Origin of the sequence: Niveibacterium sp. COAC-50, assembly GCF_013184235.1 — a bacterium.
Taxonomy (GTDB): domain Bacteria; phylum Pseudomonadota; class Gammaproteobacteria; order Burkholderiales; family Rhodocyclaceae; genus Niveibacterium; species Niveibacterium microcysteis.
On record NZ_JABCJM010000002.1, the window covers coordinates 996,334 to 1,012,391 of the forward strand.

9 protein-coding genes are annotated in these 16,058 nt (G+C 66.9%); 4 read left to right on the forward strand and 5 right to left on the reverse strand.

Annotated features, from left to right (window positions below; all coding sequences use genetic code 11):
* The first annotated feature begins 90 nt into the window (after positions 1-90).
* Positions 91-5,040 carry a tetratricopeptide repeat protein gene (locus HH302_RS12095; protein ID WP_172202415.1) on the forward strand — a complete coding sequence of 1,650 codons (4,950 nt, stop codon included), beginning with the start codon at positions 91-93 and terminating at the stop codon, positions 5,038-5,040.
* 9 nt (positions 5,041-5,049) lie between these two features.
* Here the strand turns inward: HH302_RS12095 and HH302_RS12100 are convergent, their stop codons facing one another.
* From HH302_RS12100 to HH302_RS12115, 4 genes are read right to left on the reverse strand one after another with little or no spacing between them, the layout of a single operon-like run.
* A complete protein-coding gene (locus tag HH302_RS12100; RefSeq protein WP_172202416.1) occupies positions 5,050-5,670 on the reverse strand; it encodes a carbonic anhydrase in 621 nt (206 codons plus the stop codon).
* 35 nt (positions 5,671-5,705) lie between these two features.
* Positions 5,706-6,632, reverse strand: coding sequence for a hypothetical protein (locus HH302_RS12105; protein ID WP_172202417.1), 927 nt, complete (start codon positions 6,630-6,632; stop codon positions 5,706-5,708).
* Positions 6,629-7,363 (reverse strand): RNA polymerase sigma factor, encoded by a 735-nt coding sequence (locus HH302_RS12110; RefSeq protein ID WP_216661879.1) that lies wholly within the window; start codon positions 7,361-7,363, stop codon positions 6,629-6,631. Before HH302_RS12110 ends, HH302_RS12105 begins: the two co-directional genes overlap by 4 nt.
* A gap of 4 nt (positions 7,364-7,367) precedes the next feature.
* Positions 7,368-9,125, reverse strand: coding sequence for a VWA domain-containing protein (locus HH302_RS12115; RefSeq protein ID WP_172202418.1), 1,758 nt, complete (start codon positions 9,123-9,125; stop codon positions 7,368-7,370).
* A gap of 157 nt (positions 9,126-9,282) precedes the next feature.
* Here HH302_RS12115 and HH302_RS12120 point away from each other — a divergent pair, with 157 nt between their 5' ends.
* A complete protein-coding gene (locus HH302_RS12120) occupies positions 9,283-10,320 on the forward strand; it encodes an adenosine deaminase (RefSeq protein ID WP_172202419.1) in 1,038 nt (345 codons plus the stop codon).
* A 51-nt stretch (positions 10,321-10,371) separates the two neighbouring features.
* Here the strand turns inward: HH302_RS12120 and HH302_RS12125 are convergent, their stop codons facing one another.
* Positions 10,372-11,217 (reverse strand): hypothetical protein, encoded by an 846-nt coding sequence (locus HH302_RS12125; protein WP_216661880.1) that lies wholly within the window; start codon positions 11,215-11,217, stop codon positions 10,372-10,374.
* A 262-nt stretch (positions 11,218-11,479) separates the two neighbouring features.
* Here HH302_RS12125 and HH302_RS12130 point away from each other — a divergent pair, with 262 nt between their 5' ends.
* Positions 11,480-15,484 carry a Pls/PosA family non-ribosomal peptide synthetase gene (locus HH302_RS12130; RefSeq protein WP_172202420.1) on the forward strand — a complete coding sequence of 1,335 codons (4,005 nt, stop codon included), beginning with the start codon at positions 11,480-11,482 and terminating at the stop codon, positions 15,482-15,484.
* A gap of 1 nt (position 15,485) precedes the next feature.
* Entirely contained in the window at positions 15,486-16,049 is a 564-nt protein-coding gene (locus HH302_RS12135; RefSeq protein WP_172202421.1) for a 4'-phosphopantetheinyl transferase superfamily protein, read from the forward strand.
* The last annotated feature ends 9 nt before the right edge of the window (positions 16,050-16,058 follow it).

A 16,058-nucleotide genomic window follows, 5' to 3' on the forward strand; every position in this document is an offset into this window, starting at 1 on the left:
CGGGGAGTGCGCAAGCATTTGTGAAATCTTGCGGGCTTTGAGCCGTGCTCAAGCCGGCCGCCGGCGAATAGGCCGATAACATGCCTCGCCATGATGAACAGCCACGCTCCCGCGCCCCAGACGCCCGACCTGCTTGCCGATGTGGAGGCTCTCCTCGATGCCGGCCAATGCCTGCAGGCTTATCAACACTTCGATGCGCTGAAACTTCGGCAGGACCCCGAGGCGCAGCTCGTGCTTGCACGGCTGATGCGAAACCTCGGTGCGGACCGCCCGGGCGATGCGCTGTCGATCCGGGTTTGGCGATCGCATCGCGATCACCCCGGGGCGCGCGTGGCGATGTTCCGCCATCAGGTGTATCGCACGGGGCCGTATCGCGGCTGGAAGTGGCGCTCGCGGCTGCAGTTGCCCGATGACGCGCCAGAAGCGGAACGCGCGGAATTCCTCGGGCTGGAATCGTTCCTGTTCGCGACGCTGCGTGACTTTGAAGCGGCCGATGCCTGCTTCGAACGCGCCATTGCCATCGCCCCGAACAATGCCTGGCTGTGGGCCGAGCGGGCCTACACGCTTCAAATGGCGGATCGCTACGACGAGGCGATGGCGGCAGCCGACCATGCGCTCGCGCTGAGCCCCGGCTATCGCAGCGCGCTGCAACCCAAAGCCTTGCTGCTTGCGCTGCGGGGCGACGCCGACGCGGCGATCGCGCTGTTGCGCGATGCGTTTGCAGCAAAGACTTGCGCTGATCTCGGGGCTCACCTGTTCATGTTGCTCGAGGAACACGGCCGCGACGAAGAGGCGGCGGTGGTGCTGGACCGCATCGAATCGCTGCGGCCACTCGCGGACAAGTTCAATCGCCGCTGGCTGGCGGCGCGGCGGGCGGACATCGCGCTGCTGCGCAGCGATTGGGCGGTCGCGGCGCGTGAGTGCCGCGCTGCGGAGGGTGAGTTCTATCCCCCGATCGCAGATCGTATCGCGGCGGCAGATGGGCATCCGATGCAACGACGCGTGAAGCTGCCGGTGAGCTTCGTGCGCCAGCATTGGATGACCTGCGCGCCGGCAACGCTGACGGCGCTTGCGCGCTACTGGGGGCGCGAAGCCGACCACCTGGAAGTGGCCGAGGCGATCTGCTACGACGGCACAAGCCACCTGGCCGAGCGGCAGTGGGCACAGGACAACGACTTCGTTGCGCGCGAGTTCACGCTTGATTGGGACAGCGCCCGGGCGCTGATTGACGCCGGCATCCCCTTCACGCTGACCACGACCTTCACCAGCAGCGGCCATCTGCAGGCGGTCATCGGCTACGACCTGCTGCGCAACTCGCTGCTGATCCGCGACCCCTTCCAGCCCACCCATGCTGAATTTGAGGTGGTTTCGCTGATTGACGTTCAGCGCGCCTACGGGCCGCGCGCCATGGTGATGGTGCCGTCGGCCAAGGCAACCTTGCTGGACGGCATTGCATTGCCTGACGTCGACCTGTGGGATCTGTATTACCGCATGGCGGCCGCACTCGCCCGGCACGACCGTGATGCTGCGCTGGCGGAGGCGAACACGCTGAGCGGGCGAGCGGGCGGCCACAGGCTCGCGATCAACGCGCAGCGCATGCTCGCCTACTACGACGCCGATGAACCGCGTGGCCTGGAGCAGACCGAGGCCCTGCTCGCGCTCTACCCGACCGACACCAACCTGCAGCTTGCGAAGGCCGCTACGCTTTGGAACCTTGGCGAACATACGCAGCAGTTCGAGTGGCTTGAATCGCTGGCGCGGAGCGCCGGACCCGACGCCCATGTGCTGACGCGCTACGCAGAGCGGCTGGCGGAAGACGGCCGGCGTGTGCCGGCCGCCCACCGCGAGATGGAGCGCGCATTCCGTCGCGCACCTGCGGACGCGGCGTTGTGGCTGCAGAAGGGCATGCTGGTCTGGGCCGACGGCACGCCGCGTGACGCCTTGCCGTACTACCGCTTCGCGGCCACGCTGCAAGACACGAACGAACACTACGCATCCAGCTACATGCGGGCTTGCCACATCGCTGGCGCTTCGGCGCAAGGGTTGGCGTTCTTGCAGGCGCGTGTCGCAAGGCTCGGTGCGAAATCGTCTCAGCCGGCACGCACGCTGTTTGAACATCTGGATGCGCTGGAACGCGTTGACGAGGCATTTTCGGTGCTGGATGCCGCCCTCGCGGCGCATCCGGCTGACACCGATTTGCTGCTCTTCTGTGCCGAGGCCCGCTTGCGTTACGGCCAGATCCACACCGCGCAGGCGATCGTCGACCGGATAGGGAAATCGGTACGCCGCGCCGCGGTGTTGCGTGTGCGCGCGCTCGTCGCCAACTCGGATACGCGACTCGACGAAGCGCTCAAGCATGCCGAAGAGGCCGCTGCACTGGAGCCGCTCGACTTGCGGCTGCATCGCATGGTGGCGTCGTTGCGTGCGCGCCTGCAAGGCAACGATGCGGCGCTCGCCTGGCTGCGGCAGGCATGCGCCCAGTTCCCGCGCAACCCGGGGCTCAGCCGGCTGCATTACGAATGGATTGGCGACACTGATCCGGCGGCGAAGGAAGCGGTGCTCCGCGACATGGCGGCCCATCACCCGGGCGACGTCTGGGTGCTTCGCGAACTGGCCAACCACCTCACACGGCAACGGCGCTTTGACGAGGCACGGCCGTTTGCGGCCGATGCGCTTGCGCGTGCGCCGACGCAGTCGTCGTCTCACGCAACGATGGCCTTTCTGGCGCAGCGCACCGAGGGCTATGCCGCGGCAGAGCCCCATCTGCGTGCCGCGATTCGCTGCAACATCGACGACGGATTCGCCGTCGATACCCTGGTTGACGGCGCACCCACGCTGGAGTCGCGGCGCGCCGCACTTGAGTTCGTGTGGGATGAACTGCTGCGCCAGGTCACGTTGGGTGACGGCCTGCTCAACTATCGCGCAGCGGCGCAGCGCACGCTGGAGCCGGAGGCGCTGCTCGAAGCGCTTCGCTATGCCTTGAAAGTTCGCCCTGACCTGTGGCACGCCTGGGTGGCCGTGGCCGCACAGCTTTCTGACATGGGCCGCAGCTCAGAAGCGCTGGTGATCCTGAGCGAAGCGGCCGGGCGATTCACGCGTTTGCCACGCCTGCACTACGAGCACGCACGCGCTTACATGCTGCAGGGCGAGCGCGAGCGTGCGCTGGCCAGTCTCGAGTCCGCACTCGTGATCGCGCCCGCCTGGGGGCCGGTGGTGCGGGAGTACGTCGACCGGGTGGTCGAATCCGGCCGCGACCTTGACCGTGCGGAACGGGTGCTGCGTCACGCGCTGACTCGCGGCGACGAGAACCCCGACCTGCGCGCGTTGCTCGGCTGGCTGCTGGAGCGCCTTGGGCGCCCCGATGAGGCCATCGAAGCGGTGATCGCGTCGCTGCGCAGCGATCCGGCGCCGACCTGGGTTTGGGAGACCGCTCGCCGGCTGTTCTCTGCAACCGGCCGCACGGGCGATTTCAGCGGACTGATCGAAGAGGTGCTGCAAGCGCGGCCGGGTGATCCTACGGTGTGGGCGGTGAAAGCGGAGCTCGCGACCGATGCCAGTGCCGCTTTGGCGGCTGCCGAGCATGGGCTTGGAATCGACCCGCGCCACCTGCGCAACTGGATCGCGCGGTTCGCGGCCTTGCTGAGGCTGAAACGATTCGACGAGCTCGATGCCCTGCTGGCCGAAACGCCTTGGGGAGAATCGGCGCCCTTCGACTTACGGGTGTTTGGCGCCAGGACGCTTCGCGCCCGTGGCAAGACCAAGCCAGCGCGCGAGGCGATGCGCGCATTGCTGGCGCGGGACGGTAATCGCTACCCCTTGTGGCGCGAACTCGCCGACTGGGCCGACGAGGACGATCGCAACGAAGAGTACCTGGAGTGCAGCGAGCATTTGCTGCGACTGGCCCCCAACTATGCACAGGCGCATGGCTACCATGGCCATGCGCGGATGAAGCACGGCGACCCGAAGGGCGCCATGGCGGACTTCCGCCGCGCACTGGAGCTCGACCCGTCCTATGGTTTCGCTGCTGTCCATCTCGCAACGCTTGGCCTGGACCACGATGCGCTGGAGCAGGCACGTTTCGCCGTCGATGTGCATGCGCCCCATTCGGCCTCCGCGCGCATCGATGCGCTGCGCACGCGGATTGCAGTCCGCGGTGGCGACAAGATGCGTGCGCTCGACGCTGCACGCGAAACGCTACGGCACCCCACCGACGCCGCTCAATTTGGCGGCCATGCAGTGCGCGCCATCGCGGAAGCGGGCTGGGAAGCCGAACTCAACAGCCTGATCACCCAGCGGATACAGGCGGGTGACTGCCCGGCGAGTGCCGTCGATGCGTGGCTCGACTCAAGGGTCGGAAAGCAGCCAATCGATGCGCTCTACGGCAAGCTGCGACCACTGATCGAGAACGATCCGGGCCATGCGCTTCTGCGCGGGCTCGTCAATTTCGCCGGGCGCCGTTCACAGCACTTTCTGTTTGACCAGTTGTTGCGAGATCACAAGACGCGCCTGCAGCGCGACGGGGAATGCTGGGGCCTGGTCGGCTGGGCGCACATTCAGTTCGACCGCTATCGTGCCGCGGCGAAGTGGTACGCAGACTGGGCCGAACGGGCGCAGCGCCCGACTTGGGCGTTGGAGAATCTCGCATTGGCCCACATGGCGCAGCAAGAGGTGGCGCCGGCGATGGGCGTGGTGCGCGCACTGCTCAGCGAAGAGCCGCGCAATAGCGCGGGGCACCTCTGGATGGCAGCCGATGCGGCGCTGCGCGGTGCACATCCGGAGGCCGAGCGCTCACTTGCGAGCGCCGGTGACGTTCCGCAGCGGCATTACATGCATCCGATTGCTGATCTGCTCCAGGCCTGGGCTGTCGCGGTGGCGAAGCGCGCGCCGGCCTACGCCGAAGCGGCCTTCCTGCGCGCCGGGAAACGCGGTGACGCGACGCCGGGTCTGCGCATGCTGCGCAGCCGCCTTGGCGGTCAGTTGCTGCGGCTGGTGCCGTGGTGGAAGCGTCCGTACTACCTCTACGTCCTGCTTCTGGCTTGATCCAAGGCTTCAGTCGTCGAGGAAGCGCACCCGCCCCGTTTCGATTTCATAGATCGCGCCGACGAGGCGGATGTCGCCGCGCGAGAGCGTGAGGTGGCCTTCGGGCGACTCGCTGATTTGCCGCACGGCCCAGCGTACGTTGGCTTCCACGGCGGCGCGCATCAGCTCGTCGGCGGGGAGCTTGGGATCGAGGCCGGCGAGGGCGGGCTCGATGATGTCGAGCACCGTTTCGATGTGCTGGCGGTGCTCCACGCCGTGAAACTTGCTTGCCAGCGCCGCTTGCACCGCGCCGCAGCCTTCATGCCCCATCACCACGAATAGCGGTGTATGCAGATGCGTGCCGGCGTATTGCAGCGTGCCGGCGATGGTCGGGCCGAGCACATTGCCGGCGACACGGATGATGAACAGCTCGCCGAAGCCGGCGTCGAATACCAGCTCGGGCGGTACGCGGCTGTCGCTACAGCCCAGGATCGTTGCGTACGGCGCCTGCCCCTTGGCGAGATCGGCGAGCACTTCCTTCTGCACCGTGGGGAACTTCGCCTTGCCGGCGAGAAAGCGTTCGTTGCCGGCCTTCAGACGTTCGAGCGCCTGATCGGCGGTGAAGCTCGGGCGGGTGTGCGAATCTGGCATGGCGGGCTCCCGGTAGTGCCCGGCGGTAGCCGGGCTCAGGGCGCGCGATCGAGTTCGGCAGCGAGGGCGCGCAGATCTTCCGGAAGCGTAACGCCGGGGTGCGCTTCGCGCCAGCGTTTGAGCTGGGCGCGCGCTTCATCGTGACGTTGCTCGCGCAGCAGGCGGCGGATGTCTTCGAAGGTCTGGCTGTCCTCTGCGCTTGGCGTATCGCTTGCCGACGCGCGTTTCTGCATCAGCTTGGCGGCGGGCGCTTCTGCGGCGGGTTTTGCGCCTTGGGCGGGTGCTGGCGCTGCGGCGGCGGGCGCGGCGTTGAGCGATTCGGCGCTGCGTTCGCGACGGGTGCTGTCGGCCTGTGCGGCGGCTTCGCGCTTGGCCTCAGCTTCCGCGGGCGGCGGCGGTGCAGCAAGTTCGACACCGCGGAAGATCACGGCGTCTTCGGCGGTCTCGGCGTCAGCTTTCCGCGCCGCGCTCTTCGCTGACGGCGGTGCGTCGGCAATCGCTTGCTTGGGGGCTGCGTCGGCTTGTGCAGCCGGCTGTTGCATCTCGGTCGTGCGCGGTTCGGCAGCGGCCGGTGCAGCGGGTGCTTGGGCTGCATCGGCGGCGGTGGGCGCCGCCTCCTGCACTGCCGCGGGCGGTGCCGGGTAGGGGGTGTCAGGCGCGCGTTCCGACATCCCTTCGACGAACCACATCCGCCCTACACCAACCGCGAGCATCAGCGTGGCAGCGGCGGCGAGCGGCAGCGATGCGCGGCGCCACCACGGAAACTCGATCACCTTTGCGGCAGAGGCGGGGGCATCTGTCTCGACGGTGCCCGCCTTGGCGAGTTCAGCCGCCACTGCGGCGCGCACCTGCGCATCGAGTGCCGCCCCCGGTTCGGCCGGCGGCAGCGCGCGGTAGGCGTCCTGCACTTCGTGCAGTGCGCCCGCGTCGACGTGGTCAGCGGATTCGGTGGGGCGGGTCATGGCCAGATGCCGCGCAAGGCGGCCCTCAGTTTTGCAACGGCATAACGCAGCCGGCTCTTTGCGGTTTCGACATTCACGCCGGTCAAACGTGCCACCTCTTCCAGCGGTAATTCGCTGTGCTCGCGCAGCAGGAAGGCTTCGCGCTGCACCGCCGGCAGCGCCGCCAGGGCACGCGCGATGGCGGCGGCTTTCCGGCTGCGGTCCAGTGCGATATCCGGCGTGGGCGTATCGGAATCGGCGATCGTGTCGAAGGGGTCGCCGTCGTCGTCGTGGGCTTGGAGCTCGCTTGCAAGCGCCGGGCGCTTCTCGCGCAGCAGATCGATCGTGCGGTTGCGCGCGATCTGGAACAGCCAGGTGCGGAACTGCGCGGTGGGGCGGTACTGCGCACGCGCCTTGGCGACCGACAGCCACACATCCTGGAACACGTCATCCACGGCAATCCCCTGGCCGATCAGCAGGCGTGCCACAAAGGCATACAGCCCCCGTTTGTGCCGCGCATACAGCGCATCGAACGCCGCCATGTCGCCCGCCGCGAACGCGAGCATCAGCGCTTCGTCGCTGTCGGTGGCGGAGTGTGCGGCGGAGTCGGGCATGGCGGCCGAGTATACCGCCGCCGGTTCCGCCGCCACCTGGGTCGAGGTATGTAGGTTGGTGCTGAGCAACGCGAAGCCTGACATCAAGCTTGGATGACGAAGCCCTTGGGCTTCGCTGCGCTCAGCGCCAACCTGCATTCGATCACTGCGCGACGCTCACCTGTTCCGGCGCCTTCGTCGACAGCGCGCTGGCGAGCTTCACCAGACGGACGAACTCGCCGCGGTAGCCAAAGCGGTCGCTGCCTTTTGCGTTCGCGGCAAGCGCTTCGATCTGCGGGTAACCGAAGCTGCCGAGGTACTTGCCGCCGCGCAGTTGCTGGCCAAAGGCGGCGACCGCGGCGGCGAAGCGCAGGTCTTCGCTTGCCGCGGTGAGGCTGCGTTTCACCGGCGTGGCGATCTCCTGTGCAGCGTCGCCGGCGGTGCCCTTGTAGCGCAGGCGCAGCATGCCGAGCTCATCGGCATGGAGCGTGGTCTTCGCCACCGGCTTGCCACCGCCGTAACGCGATTCACCGAGCAGGCCGGGCTTGCCGACCAGCGCGACTTCATACAGCGCGGTGACGGTGTGGCCGGCGCCGATCTCACCGGCATCGACCTTGTCGTTGCGGAAGTCCTCGCGCGCCAGGGTGCGGTTTTCGTAGCCGATCAGCCGGTACTCGGCGACCACGCCGGGGTTGAACTCCATCTGGATCTTCACGTCGCGCGCGACGACCGACAGCGTGGAGCTGGCTTCCTCGACGAGCACCTTCTGCGCTTCGTTCAAGGTGTCGATGTACGAGTAGTTGCCGTCGCCCGCGTCGGCCACCTGTTCCATCATCGCGTCGTTGTAGTTGCCGGTGCCAAAGCCCAGCGTGGAGAGCGAGATGCCGCTCTTGCGCTTTTCGGCGACCATGCCCTTGAGCTGCGAGAAGTCAGTGACGCCGACGTTGAAGTCACCGTCGGTGGCCAGCAGGATGCGGTTGATGCCGTCCTTCACATAGCCCTGCTGCGCCATCTGGTAGGCGAGCTGAATGCCGGCTGCACCGGCGGTGGAACCACCCGCGACGAGCTGATCGATCGCCATGCGGATCGTCGCCTTGTCGCTGCCCGCGGTGGGCGGTAGCACGACGCGCGTGCCACTGGCGTAGGTGACGAGCGAGACATGGTCCTCCGGCCGCAAGCTCTCCACCATCAGCTTCAGCGCGTTCTTCAGCAGCGGCAGTTTGTCCGGCGACTCCATCGAGCCCGACACGTCGACGAGGAATACCAGATTGCTTGGCGGCAGCGTGGCGCGCGGCTTGTCGAAGGCCTTGATGCCGACGCGCAGCAGCAGGGTGTCCTTGTTCCACGGTGAGGCGGCGACCTCGGTGGTGACACCGAAGGGCGGGCGCTTGCCGTCTACGACACGCGGCTCGGCGTACTGGTAGGGGAAGTAGTTGATCAGTTCTTCCACGCGCACCGCATCGGGCGCCGGCAGGCGGCCCTCGTTCAGGAAGCGGCGCACGTTCGCGTAGGCGCCCGTATCCACATCGATCGAGAAGGTGGAGAAGGGCTGCTCGGCCGCGGCGACGACGCCGTTGTCCTTGATCGGGTTGTAGCGCTCGCGATCTTCGGCCGGCATCGGCGCGGGCATCGCCATCAGCGTCGGCTGCGCCATCACCGCTTTGGCGAGCGGCGCCGGCGCAGCGACGGCCTCGCGCGTTTCGGCGCGGCGCTTCTGCTCGGCGCCCGCGCGTACGGCTGATTCGGCGCGCACGGCATCAGCCTTGGCCGTGGCTTGTGCATTGTTGGTGCCAGCGTCCTGCTCTGCCGCGGTCGACAGGCCATTGGTGCCGCACGCGGTGGTCAGCACCGCAAGCGCGGCGAGCAAGGTCGCGTTGCGGGCGTGGAGGTGGGCTGGGCGGGAAAGGGTGTTGCGGGTCATGTGAGGCTCCGTTTTCAAAGTGTCCGGGAGCGCCCGAAGCGGGCGTCTGAGTACTGAAACGGAGCTGGTCGACGAAACGGGTTAAGGTTTCAAGAAAAGTCCGGCGGCGCGCCGCGCGCTATCCTGTCAGCCTTGATGAAGCCGCCACGGAGCGATCATGCCCGCCACCATTCTCGACCTCGCCCTCGGCATGCCTAAAGCCGAGCTGCACATCCACATCGAAGGTTCGCTGGAGCCGAAGCTGGCCTTCGCGCTGGCGCAGCGCAATGGCGTGGCTCTGCCGTTCGCGGATGTCGATGCGCTGCGCCGCGCGTATGACTTCGAGGATCTGCAATCCTTCCTCGACCTCTACTACGCCTGCGCCGCGGTGTTGCGCACCGAGGCGGACTTTCATGACCTGATGCTCGCCTACCTGCGCCGCGCCGCGGCGGATGGCGTGGTGCATGCCGAAGTGTTCTTCGATCCGCAGACGCATACGCCGCGGGGCGTGCCGTTCGCGACGGTGCTGGCAGGGCTGGAATCGGGCGCCGAGGCGGCGCGCAAGGAATCCGGCATCAGCACGCGGCTGATCCCGAACTTTCTGCGCCATCTTTCCGAGGAGGAGGGTTTCGCAGCGCTCGCCGAGATGGAGCCCTTCATCGACCGTATTCACGGTTTCGGGCTGGATTCGTCGGAGCGCGGGCATCCGCCGTCGAAGTTCGAACGCCTGTTCGCGCGCTGTCGTGCGCTGGGCAAGCCCGTCGTTGCCCATGCGGGCGAGGAGGGGCCGCCAGCCTACATCGTGGAGGCGCTGGATCTGCTGAAGGTGGCGCGTATCGACCATGGCGTGCGTGCGGTGGAAGACGCGGCCTTGATGGCGCGGCTTGCGCGTGAGCGGATGCCGCTGACGGTATGCCCGCTGTCGAACGTGCGCTTGTGCGTGTTCAAGGACATGCGCGAGCACACGCTGCCGGCGCTGCTGAAGCAGGGCCTCTGCGCCACGATCAACTGCGACGACCCGGCCTACTTCGGTGGCTACATGGGCGACAACATTCGTGCGCTGCAGGCTGCCTTCGATTTCGATGCGTCCGTCTGGTACCGGCTGGCGCGCAACAGCTTCGAGGCGAGTTTCGTGGATGCGGCACAGCGGGCGGCGTGGGTCGATCGGCTGGACGACTGGTTTGCGCAGCAGGGCTACGCGGGCGTCGTCAGCTAAACAAAACGGGGTGGCAAGCGCCACCCCGTTTTGTGTGTTGCTGCGCCGTGATCAGAAGTGCGCTTCGACTTTCAGCATCGGCGTGCGCGCGGTGGAGCCGACCAGCTTCGTGTGGTCGTTGCCGAACTTGTTCTGCCAGTACTCGTAGCCGACGCCGGCGAGGAAGGTGTCCTTCTTGCCGGCCAAGGCGCCGACGTCCGCCATCAGGAAGATGTTCAGCAGCGTCTCGGGCTTCGTTTCATCGCCGAAGCCGTCCTTGCCCTTGGCCGCGGTGTAGTTGAAGTAGCCATTCACGTTCATCGGCAGGCTGCCCGCAGCGAACGGAACGCCCCAGGCGCCCGCGATGCGCCAGGTACTGTCGAAGCTCACGTCCTTGCCGACGATGCCGTTGTGATTGGTTTCCTTGTAGTACAGCAGGCTTAGGTCTGCCCAGCCGTCGAACACGCCGAACTTGAGCGTCGGGCCGAAGGTGAACTTGCGCACGCGTGAGGCGAAGTCGTTGTTCTTGCTGCTCGCATCAAAGCCGGTAGTCAGCGCCAGGTCGCGCACCGGGCCGAAGGCGTAACTGCTACCGGTGATCTTGCCGAGATGCAGCTGGTTGGCATACACCGCGTAGATCTCCTGTGCGCCACCCTGGCCGCCGGCCGCGGGGTCGTTCTTGTCGGACAGCAGGAAGTCGACATTGAAGAAGTTGCTGCCGTACTTGAAACCGCTGACATGGGTCAGCGCGAAGATGCTCTTGGCGATGTCGCCTTCGATGCCGGGTTCGGCGAATTGTGTGCCGTAGCGGTAGCTGACCGAGGTGTCGCTCCAGTCGGCGGCGAACGCGGGGGTTGCGGTCGTTGAAGTGATTGCGGCCAGGATGGCGGCCGCGCAGATCGAACGTTGAATACTCAAGACGTGCTCCGGGAGACTTGTGGAATCGGGGGCACAACGATTCGCCGTTCTCGCGGGCCGCCGCACGCCTTCAACCGGCGAGTCAACCTGGCTCGCGATTTGGGCGAACAGATGCGATGTGGGGCCGAAGCGTATCGCAGCCGGATTTGCATGCTTTGCGCTTCGGCAAACCTGTGTCGGACTGCCGGGCGTGGCGCACAATGCGTGCGAAAATCTCGCCGGCCGCGATGCGCCGCATCGTCGGCATCAGCCAAAGTCCATCATGTCCGCACCCGCTACCACCCAATCTGCCGACGTTCTCTGCGGCCCCATCCGCCCTGAATTGATCCGCGACGAGATTCTCGCCGACCTGTTCGAAGCCAGTGCGCAACGCACGCCGGAGCAGATCGCGCTGATTCACGGTGAGCGAAGCCTGAGCTACGCCGAACTCGATGCACTGGCCGATCGCGCGGCATCGCGCCTGATCGACGCCGGCGTGCGCCCGGGCCAGATCATCGGCCTGTGGTTGCCGCGCGGCATCGACCTGCTGGTGATGCAACTGGCAATCGCAAAAACCGGCGCGGCCTGGCTGCCGAGCGATGCCGACACACCGGTGGATCGCGTTGCGGTATGCCTTGAGGATGCGGCGGCCCCCGGCATTGTCAGTTGTGAAGCGTTTGCGCCGCAGTTGGGCAAGCTCGGTCGTTCGGTGTGGACTGCCGAAGCACTGCTCGCACCACTCGATGCACTGTTGCGCCGCCGTGAAGGTGCGCGCCCCGATCACCCGGCCTATGTGATCTACACCTCCGGTTCCACCGGCAAGCCCAAGGGCATCGCGATCAACCAGGGCAGCATCTGCCACTTCCTGCGCAGTGAAAATGCGGTGCTCGGCATCCGCGCGTCGGACAAGGTCTACCAGGGCTTCTCGGTCGCCTTCGACATGTCCTTCGAAGAGATCTGGATCAGCTACCTGGTCGGGGCCACGCTGTGGATCGCACCGAAGGAAATCGCTGCCGACCCGGATGTGCTGCCACAGGCGCTCGCAGAAAACGGCATCACCGCGCTGCATGCGGTGCCGACGCTGCTGGCGCTGTTTGCGCAGGATGTGCCGGGCCTGCGTTTGATCAACCTTGGCGGCGAGATGTGCCCCGAGGCGCTGGTCGCCAAGTGGGCGCGACCCGGCCGGCAGGTGTTCAACACCTATGGCCCGACCGAGGCCACCGTCTCGGCCAGCCTCGCCGAGTTGCATGCCGGCGAACCGGTCACGATCGGCACGCCGCTGCCCAACTACGGGCTGCTGGTGATTGCGGCGGACGTGGAGAACGGCCTGCGTCTGCTGCCGCGCGGCGAGACCGGTGAGCTCTGCATCAGCGGGCCGGGCGTCGCGGCCGGCTACCTTGGTCGCCCCGAGCTGACCGCGGAGAAATTCCTCGCCAACCCCTGGGCGACTGGCGAGACCGACGCCCGCATTTACCGCACCGGTGACCTTGCGCGCATCGATGCCGATGGCCGCGTGCAGTGCCTTGGCCGCGCCGATGATCAGATCAAGATCCGCGGCTTCCGTGTCGAGCTGGGCGAGATCGAAGCCGTGCTCGCCGAGCAGCCGGGCGTGGGCACTGTTGCGGTGTTGCTGCGCAACGATGACGGCATCGACCAGCTGGTTGCCTTCGTCGTGCCCGAGGGCGACGCACCACTCGATCCGAAGACACTGCGCACTGCGCTCGGCGAGCGGCTGCCGCCCTACATGGTGCCGGCCCGCTACGAGCTGATGGCTGAGATGCCGCGCCTAACATCGGGCAAGATCGACCGCAAGGTGCTCAAGGCGCTGCCGCTTGCGGCGTTGGCCGGGGCCGAGGGGTCCGACGTGGCGGAGACCGACGCCGAGCGTGCGCTGTTCGCCGCGCTTGAGCGGCTCTTCCCCGGGCAGCCGATCCGCCGCGAGGCGGACTTCTTCAGCGATCTGGGCGGTCACTCGCTGCTTGCCGCGCGGCTCGCGTCTGCGCTGCGAGCCGACCCGCGCTACGCCGGCCTCACGGTGCGCGACATCTACCTGCATCGCAAGGTCGGGCATATCGCTGCGGTGCTCGAGGCCATGCACGCTGCGGCGCCGCAGGTTGCCGTCGAGTGGACGCCACCGTCGGCCTTCCGCCGCTGGCGCTGCGGCATCGCGCAGGCGGCGGCGGTGCCGGTGCTGGTGGCGATCCGCATGGCGCAGTGGCTGGCGCCCTTCTTCACCTACCACTTCTTCACCGGCGACCCAGGCGACTCGATTCCGTATGCGGTGGCGATGTCGGTGCTGGTGTTTCTGGCGGCCACGCTTGGCGAGTTTGTGCTCGCCTTCGTCGGCAAGTGGCTGATCGCCGGGCGCCTCAAGCCGGGGCGCTACCCCCTGTGGGGCCTGACCTACTACCGCTGGTGGCTCGCCGACCGCCTGACCGAGGCCGCACCGTCCTACCTCTTGAGCGGTTCCTCCCTGTACGCCTGGTGGTTGCGTGCCCTCGGCGCGAAGATCGGCAAGGATGTGCAGATCGGCGCGATGACGCTGCGCGCGCCTGAACTGCTGTCGATTGCCGATGGCGCCAGCATCGGCAATGCGGTCAATTTCGAGAATGCGCGCGTGCTGCATGGCGAACTGATCCTCGGCCCCATCGACATCGGGCCGAATGCCTACGTCGGCTCCTATGCGGTGCTGGAGGGCAACACCTCGGTTGCCGAGTGGGGCCATCTGGAAGGTCAGTCAGCACTCACCGACGGCATGGCAGTGCCGCCGCACCGGATCTGGACCGGCTCGCCGGCGCGTGATACCGGTGCCTTCGATCCGGCTTCGCTGCGGCCACGGCCGGCGACCAGCACGCTGCGGGCCGTCAGCGAAGGCGTGTTCTTCATCGCCGGTGCCTTGCTCGTCACCACGCTGTTCTTCATGCCGGTGTTCCCGACCTTCATCCTGATTGACTGGCTCGACGAAATCGACGGTCTGAGTTGGGCGCAGAGCGACGTCGTGATGCTGCAGTTGATCGAGTACTTCCTGCTCGCCCTGCCTGCCAGCGCGATCCTGGTGGTCGTGACTGCGCTGGTATCGGCAGGCATCCGCTGGGGCATCCTGCCCAAGCTCAAGACTGGCAGCTGGCCGGTGCACAGCAATGTGTATTGCGGCAAATGGCTGGTGAACCAGATCCAGGAAAACAGCCTGCAGATCCTGCACGGCGTGTACGCGACGGTGTATGCGCCGTTCTGGTACCGCCTGTTGGGTGCGAAGGTCGGGCGTGACGCCGAGATTTCGACCGCGCTGGGCGTGGTGCCGGACATGCTGACGCTGGGCGACGAAACCTTCATCGCCGACGCGGTGTTGCTGGGCGACGAAGAGATCAACGGCGGCTGGATGACGATGCAGGCCACCGTGGTGGAGCGCCGCAGCTTTGTTGGCAACGGCGCCTATGTGCCGGATGGCACGACGATCCCGGAGAACGTTCTGGTCGGCGTGCTCTCAAGGGTGCCGGACGGCAGCCTGATGAAGAGTGGCGACACCTGGCTCGGCAGCCCGCCGATCAACCTGCCGGCACGCGAGACCACCAGCGGCTATCCGGAGTCGCTGACCTTCCACCCCTCGCCGATGCGGCGCCTGGGCCGTGGCCTGATCGAAGCCTTCCGCATCGTCTCACCGCACGCGATCGTGATCGCGGTGGGCTACAGCATCGTGCTCGATGTGATGCCCGCCGCCGGGGCTGGCCGCTGGGGTGAAGTGGCCTGGGATCTGACCGAGGCGGGCTTGCTGTTCGGGCTTGCGAGTTTCATCTTCGTCGCTCTGTTCAAGTGGATCACGATCGGCCGCTACAGCAAGCGCGCAGTGCCGATGTGGACGCCCTTCGTGTGGCTTTCGGAAGCGGCGACCAACATGTACGAAGGCATCACGGTGCCGAACTTCCTTCGTTACCTGCGCGGCACGCCGTGGTTGCCGGTGGCGATGAACCTGCTCGGCGCGAAGATCGGCCGCGGCGTGTATCTCGATACCACCGACATCACCGAGTTCGACTGTGTGCACATCGGCGAGTACAGCGAGCTCAACGCGCTGACCTGCCCGCAGACGCACCTGTTCGAAGACCGCGTGATGAAGATCGACCATGTGCACATCGGCGCCAAGGTAAACATCGGCCCGCGCAGCACGGTGCTGTACAGCGCCTCGGTGGCGGACGGCGCGCAGCTCGGGCCGCTCACGCTGGTCATGAAGGGCGAGAGCATCCCGGCGGGCAGCCGCTGGCAGGGCTGCCCGGCCGCACCGCAAACGACCTGAGATGGCGCGCTGGCCGGTGTTCGAATGGCCGGCACAAGCGCCGCCGCCAAGCGCGCCTTGCGTGGTGCTCGCGCTCGCGCTAGCGCCAGACATGCCCCGTGCCGATGCCCGTGCGCGGGTACGCGAAGCGGCTCGCGAGTACATCGCTGCCCGACTGCGCGTCGCACCTGAATCCTTAACGCTGCGCGCGTCGCCCGGGCTTCCCCCGCAGCTTGTCGGTTACGCGCTTGGTCTGTCGTTCAGCCATGAGCCGGGCTGCTCTTTGGTCGCGGTGAACTGGGATGGCCCGGTGGGCGTGGACCTGATGCGTGTGGCGCTGCCGGAGGATTGGGCAGCCGTCGCGCGCGACTACCTGGGTCCGGCCATCGCCGAGCACATTGCCGCGACGCCGCTTGAACTGCGCGCCGAGGCCTTCTCGCAAGCCTGGACCCAGCTGGAAGCGAGCCTGAAGTTGCGTGGCGAGGCGTTGCGTGAATGGCGTGCCGGCGATGTGGTGGATGCGTGCCGCTGCAGCCCGCTCACCTTGCCGGCGGGCTACATCGGCACGCTGGCCCTGCCGCGTTGAAGCAGGGCA

Coding starts and splice junctions, on each gene's coding strand:
- HH302_RS12095 (WP_172202415.1), top strand. CDS start 91: ATGATGAACAGCCACGCTCCCGCGCCCCAGACGCCCGACCTGCTTGCC.
- HH302_RS12100 (WP_172202416.1), bottom strand. CDS start 5,670: ATGCCAGATTCGCACACCCGCCCGAGCTTCACCGCCGATCAGGCGCTC.
- HH302_RS12105 (WP_172202417.1), bottom strand. CDS start 6,632: ATGACCCGCCCCACCGAATCCGCTGACCACGTCGACGCGGGCGCACTG.
- HH302_RS12110 (WP_216661879.1), bottom strand. CDS start 7,363: ATGCAGGTTGGCGCTGAGCGCAGCGAAGCCCAAGGGCTTCGTCATCCA.
- HH302_RS12115 (WP_172202418.1), bottom strand. CDS start 9,125: ATGACCCGCAACACCCTTTCCCGCCCAGCCCACCTCCACGCCCGCAAC.
- HH302_RS12120 (WP_172202419.1), top strand. CDS start 9,283: ATGCCCGCCACCATTCTCGACCTCGCCCTCGGCATGCCTAAAGCCGAG.
- HH302_RS12130 (WP_172202420.1), top strand. CDS start 11,480: ATGTCCGCACCCGCTACCACCCAATCTGCCGACGTTCTCTGCGGCCCC.
- HH302_RS12135 (WP_172202421.1), top strand. CDS start 15,486: ATGGCGCGCTGGCCGGTGTTCGAATGGCCGGCACAAGCGCCGCCGCCA.